The sequence below is a fragment of the Candidatus Polarisedimenticolia bacterium genome (assembly GCA_035764505.1).
In the GTDB taxonomy this organism is placed as follows: Bacteria; Acidobacteriota; Polarisedimenticolia; order Gp22-AA2; family AA152; genus AA152.
Genome location: DASTZC010000223.1, coordinates 1 through 5,451, shown reverse-complemented (window position 1 = coordinate 5,451; position 5,451 = coordinate 1). Strand labels below are relative to the sequence as shown.

Genomic DNA, 5,451 nt, shown 5'->3' with positions numbered 1-5,451 from the left:
GGCGGCTACGACTGCCGGCTGATTGTGGACGGGCCCTCAGGCAATCCTGGTCGGGTCGGGGATGGGATTCCTGGGTTGGAGCAGGTCCTCTCCAGGTAGCCCGCGACGTCGCACCCGGAGGCGCTCAGCACCGTGGCGATGTAGGCCTGCCGCTCCGCCCAGAGGACTTCCAGATCCCAGACGCAGATCGACTCGCTGCCTTCGGCCTCGCGCCAGCTCTCCGGACGGTGATTGCGGCTCACGAAGACGCGGAGCGGCAATTCGTTCTCCTGGTCCCACCAGCCGAGGATGAGGTAATCGGCGGTGCGTCCCTGGTGCGCAATCAGGAAGCCGACCCCGGGACGCGCTGGCGTGACGGCAGGCTGGGGAAGCGAAGCTTCAGCCCGTGAGAAGCCTGGGGCGAATGCATCCCAATTTACCGGCGCGGGGCCATAGGCGACGGAGTAGACCTTCAGCCGCCAGTCCCCGAAGGAGCGCAGGCCGTGAAACTCTATGCGGCGAGGGGCGAAGCTTTCCATTCAGGGTCTCTCCGGCATCTACGCCCCGCCGTCGCTCGTCGGCGGGATCAAGGTGACCTCCGAACCCTCGGGATCGTGGGTTCCGACCCATGGAAGCGTCTTGTTTGCGAAGCCGGCGTCCCCCCGGATCAGGTGATAGACATAGGAGCCAAGACAGAAGCGGCCGAAGATCAAGGCGCCGAGAGCGGCCACCAACATCCCCTCGACCGTCCAGGCGAGGACGGTGTGACCCCGGGCCAAGGACAGAGCGATCGCGAGCATGAATGTCCCCGCCATGCCTTGAGCGAAGCGGCGTGGACCCGGAGCCGAAGTCAGCCGTGACAGGCCCCTGGGCCGGGCGATCAAGGAGTTGTACGCGGCGTCGAACAGATTCAGACGCGGCAGGAGCGCATTCCACCAGAGGATCGCGCCCAGGATGAAAAAAAAGAGCCAGGATTGCAGCACCGCGCCGATGACGACCAGGACGCCAATCACGCGAGGCTGCCACATCAAGGCCGGGTATCGGCTCGCGCAAGCCTCCGGACTGGCATCACGGAATCCCTGCTGCCTGACGAAGTTCAATTCTGGCGTCACCTTACTCCCCCAACGCGCTGCAGCTGGCCATGGCTGTTAGAGACCGTTCCTGAGTATTCCGGGAATCTCGCTGACGCTTTCGAGAATCCTGCAAGCCCCCGTGAATTGCCTGCCTCGGGTGAGGGCGCTGGGGACGACGATGCACCGGATGCCTGCCCGCCTTGCAGCCTCGAGGCCTCGCTCCGAATCCTCGATGGCGATGCAATCCTCGCCCGCGACGCCGGCTTTCCCGATCGCTTTCAGGTAGGGTTCCGGATCGGGCTTGGTCCGGGCGTAATCACCGGAGGTCAGGAAGAAGTCGAAGTACCTCAGAAGTCCCGACGATTGATGAATCAGCTCGAAGTGATCTCTTCTCGAGCTGGTGACGATCCCCATGATGTACCTGCCATGCAGCGCATCCAGGACGGCCGTAATACCCGGCATCAATCGCGGCCCCCCGCCGAGCAGGCGACCATAGAGTGCATTGCGCTCGTCCCGCAGCCTGACGATCTCGTCAGGGGGCATGCCGCGCTCTTCGGCCAGGTGCCAGGCTCCCCTGGCTTCCTTCAGGAACAGCTCGATGTACTGCTCCCGGGACAACGGAATCCCGACCGATTCCATGATGCGCCGGGTCGCCTCGAAATAGAGATGCTCGGTGTCGACCAGGATGCCGTCGTTGTCCCAGAGGATTGCTTTGACCGTCTTGTGCGGTTTTCCCAAATCGAACCAGTCTCCGAATCGTGGCCTACTTTTTCGCTCCTTCGGTCCAGTTGAGGAGCAGCGTGAGCGTGGTGGAGTCGCTTTCCCGCAGATCGGTGTTGACCAGAAAGCGCTGGCCGTCGGCAGAGACGTCGTAGCTGAACGAATCTCCGGAGGAGATCGGCTCGCGCCGGCGGATGGAAAACAGCGGCAAGGGCGGCTCGGCGTCGAAGCCGGGGCCCTCCTTGATGCGCACCGACATGAGTTTCGCGTCGGGGGCGAGATAGAACAGCTCCTTGCCGTCGCGCCGCCAGCGCGGCTCGGTGCCGCCGCCGGTGGAGACCTGCCAGTTGCCGCCCGGGCCGGGGAAAGGGGCCACGACGATCTCCCACTTCCCCGACTCGTTCGACGCGTAGGCCACGTAGCGCCCATCCGGCGAGAACTGTCCCTGGCGCACGCCGTAGGTCGACTGGATGAGCGGATAGGGCTTCTTCTCTCCATCCATCGGCAGCACCGCCAGCTGGATGTTGCTCTGCGCCGTGACCACCTGGTACAGGATGAACCGGCCATCGGGAGACCAGTCCTGGGGATACTTGCTCCCCTCGGACTCCAGGAGCAGCGCTTCCTCGACCGCGCCGCTGGCAGGCTTGAGGTAGATGTCCGGATGGTTTCTGCGCAAGGAGAACAAGGCGATGTTCCGCCCGTCGGGCGACCAGATCGGACCCGCGTCGATGGCCGCATGGGAAGTGAACCGCGTCGCGATGCCGCCTGAAGACTCGTAGAGCCAGACGTCCATGTTCCCCGTCTGCGGATCCATGATGTCCAGGGCGATCTTCTTCCCGTCGGGGGAGATGCGCGGGTTCGCGTGATCGGCGGGGGCGCCCACCGAGCCGATCTGCTTGCCGCTGCGGTCGAACCAGAAGAGCTGCGAGCTGCCCGGGGCCAGGCGAGGCTGATAAGCCAGGATGCCGTTCTGCGAGACCGTGAACATGGAGCTGTAGTTCTGGGGGAAGTACTGGATACGGTCCGCCATGGGGAAAGGGTCGCCCGTCACCAGCAGCCGGTCGGCGTCGAAGGGTTGGGCCATGAGCGTCCGATCCCGCAGGAACAGGAGGTAGCCCGGCGGGGCATAAGCCAGGCTGGAGTTGGTGCTGACGAGAAACTTCTCCTCGTTGGAATCCAGCGATCTGACGTAGATGCCGGTCTTCTCGCGCGGCCCGGCAAAGCTGGCCACCAGGTAGAGGAAGTGCTTGCCGTCGGGCAGGAAGAAGGGCCAGCGGTGCGAGCTCTCGCCGCGCGCCGGATCGAGCCGGGTCACCTGGGCCGGGACGCCGCCTGAAGCGGATACCTTGAAGAGTCCCGCGTCCACCACGGGCGAGAAAAGGATCACCCCGTCCTGATTCCACGAGCCGCCGCGATTGAGCGGTGCGTCGCACAGCGTCTGGGGAGGCCCGCCCGCCGCATCGACCCTCTTGAGCTTGCCGTCGGCGAAGAAGCCGAGGTTCTTGCCGTCGGGAGACCAGAAGGGGTACGACGGGCTGTCGGTGCCCGGGAGCGCCTGCGCCTCGGGAGAATCGAGCGGCCGGATCCAGAGCAGATTGCGGCCTGTCGGATCGCGCGCGACGAAGGCGAGCCGCGTCCCGTCCGGCGACAGCGCCACGGCACGCAGGGCCGATTTCTCGGGAAGAATGAGTGAAGCGTGAATGGGACGCTTCTGCGATTCGGCCTGTCTCAATCCGGCCTTCCAGAAAGACCATCCGGCCAGCACCAGCGTGGCGACGAGCACCAGGGTCGTGACGCCCCAGGCGATGCGCTGCAGGGGCTGGACGCGCGCCGTCGAGACGCCCCCCGGCGCTCCCTGGGATCCGGGCTCCGAGATCCACTGCAGCTCGCGCATCAGGTCGTGAGCGCTCTGCCAGCGCGCGTCGGGATCCTTGGCGAGGCAGGTCTTGATGACGCGATCGAGCGCCGGCGGCGTGGCCGGACGGACCGCCGAGACCGGCTTCGGATCGGAAGCCATGATGGCGGAGATGAGGCTTGCCTGGCTCTGTCCGGAGAAAGCCTTCTCCCCGGTCACCATCTCGTAGAGGACCGTGCCGAAGGCGAACAAGTCGGTCCGGGCGTCCGCCTCCTTGCCCTCGAGCTGCTCGGGCGCCATGTACTGGAAGGTCCCCAGGATGGCTCCCTGCTGCGTCAGGTTCCGGTGCTCGGTGGGGAGCGAGGTCAGCGAGCCGGGCGCGCTCTCCGGCTGGATCGCCTTCGCCAGCCCGTAGTCGAGCAGCTTCACGCCCGAGCGGGTCAGCATGATGTTGCCGGGCTTCAGGTCCCGGTGGACGATTCCCTGGCGGTGGGCGCGGCCCAGCGCATCGGCCATCTCGATGGCGCAGCGCATCGTCTGCGCCAGAGGAAGGGGCCCCTTGGTAAGACGGTCGGCGAGCGTCTCCCCCTCGAGGTATTCCATGACCAGGTAATCGATCTCCCCTTCCCGGCCGACGTCGTAGAGCGTGCAGATGTTGGGATGGGAAAGCCGGGAGATCGTCTTCGCCTCGCGCTCGAAGCGCTGCCGGACCTCGGCGGAGCTGGACAGGTGGGAGGGCAGGACCTTGATGGCGACGTCGCGATCGAGCCGGGTGTCCCGGGCGCGGTAGACCTCGCCCATGCCGCCGGCGCCGACCGGCGCGACGACCTCGTAAGGGCCCAGCCGAGTTCCTGCTGTCAGGCTCATGAGAGTCCCGCAATCATTCGAGGAATGGTATCAAACTTCGGCATGGTGCCGGGAGGCCGATACCGGGCCATCTTGACGCTTCCGAGAGATCGCGCGTAAGCTCACGCCTCAACCCTTTTTCGAGAGACCTCCATGAAAACGATGATCGCCATCGGCCTGCTCGCCTGCGCCACCGTCGCGGCGCGCGCCGACGAGGGGATGTGGACCTTCGACAACTTCCCGTCCGCCGAGGTCAAGACGAAGTATGGATTCGCGCCCGACAAGCAGTGGCTTGAGCAGGTCCGGCTGGCCTCCGTGCGTCTGGCCGGCGGCTGCTCGGGCAGCATCGTCTCCGGGAGCGGCCTGGTGATGACCAACCACCACTGCGCGCGCACCTGCATCCAGCAGAACTCGACGAAGGAGAAAGACCTGATGACGTCGGGTTTCGTTGCGGGCGGCCAGGCCGAGGAGCTGAAGTGCCCGGAAATCGAGGTCAACCAGCTGCTGAGCATCGCCGACATCACCGACCGCATGAACGCCGCGACCAAAGGCCTGGCCGACAAGGCGTACAACGACGCGTTGAAGGCGGAGATGTCGCGCGCCGAGAAGGAGTGCACCACCGACGACCAGACCCGCTGCGACGTGGTGACGCTCTACCACGGCGGCCGGTATCATCTTTATAAGTTCCGCCGCTTCCAGGATGTCCGCCTGGTCTTCGCTCCCGAAGCCGACATCGCGCACTTCGGCGGCGATCTCGACAACTTCATGTTCCCGCGCTACTGCCTCGACGTCTCCTTCCTGCGCCTGTACGACAAGGACCAGCCCGCGAAGACGGAGCATTACCTGAAGTGGTCCGCAACCGGCCCGAACGACGGCGACCTGGCCTTCGTGCCGGGCAATCCCGGGAGCACCCGGCGCCTGTTCACGGTGGCGGAGCTGGAATACGAGCGCGACGTGGCGCTGCCGCAGCGGCTGATG

General features: G+C 65.5%; 5 protein-coding genes. 1 reads left to right on the top strand and 4 read right to left on the bottom strand.

Going from position 1 to position 5,451, the window contains the following annotated elements; genetic code table 11:
• Positions 1-5 precede the first annotated feature (5 nt).
• The 4 genes from VFW45_14605 to VFW45_14590 all read right to left on the bottom strand — a co-directional run bounded on the left by VFW45_14605 (position 6) and on the right by VFW45_14590 (position 4,494).
• A complete protein-coding gene (locus tag VFW45_14605; protein HEU5182017.1) occupies positions 6-518 on the bottom strand; it encodes an isochorismatase in 513 nt (170 codons plus the stop codon).
• A gap of 18 nt (positions 519-536) precedes the next feature.
• Positions 537-1,007: a DUF4395 family protein gene (locus VFW45_14600; GenBank protein HEU5182016.1), complete on the bottom strand. Its 471-nt coding sequence runs from the start codon at positions 1,005-1,007 to the stop codon at positions 537-539.
• A 120-nt stretch (positions 1,008-1,127) separates the two neighbouring features.
• Complete coding sequence (locus tag VFW45_14595; GenBank protein HEU5182015.1) at positions 1,128-1,790, bottom strand: HAD family phosphatase; 663 nt, start codon at positions 1,788-1,790, stop codon at positions 1,128-1,130.
• Positions 1,791-1,815: 25 nt separating this feature from the next.
• Positions 1,816-4,494: a protein kinase gene (locus VFW45_14590; protein ID HEU5182014.1), complete on the bottom strand. Its 2,679-nt coding sequence runs from the start codon at positions 4,492-4,494 to the stop codon at positions 1,816-1,818.
• 132 nt (positions 4,495-4,626) lie between these two features.
• On the opposite strand from VFW45_14590, the gene VFW45_14585 reads away from it, so the two are divergent.
• On the top strand, positions 4,627-5,451 hold an 825-nt coding region (locus tag VFW45_14585), incomplete at its 3' end, for a S46 family peptidase (GenBank protein ID HEU5182013.1).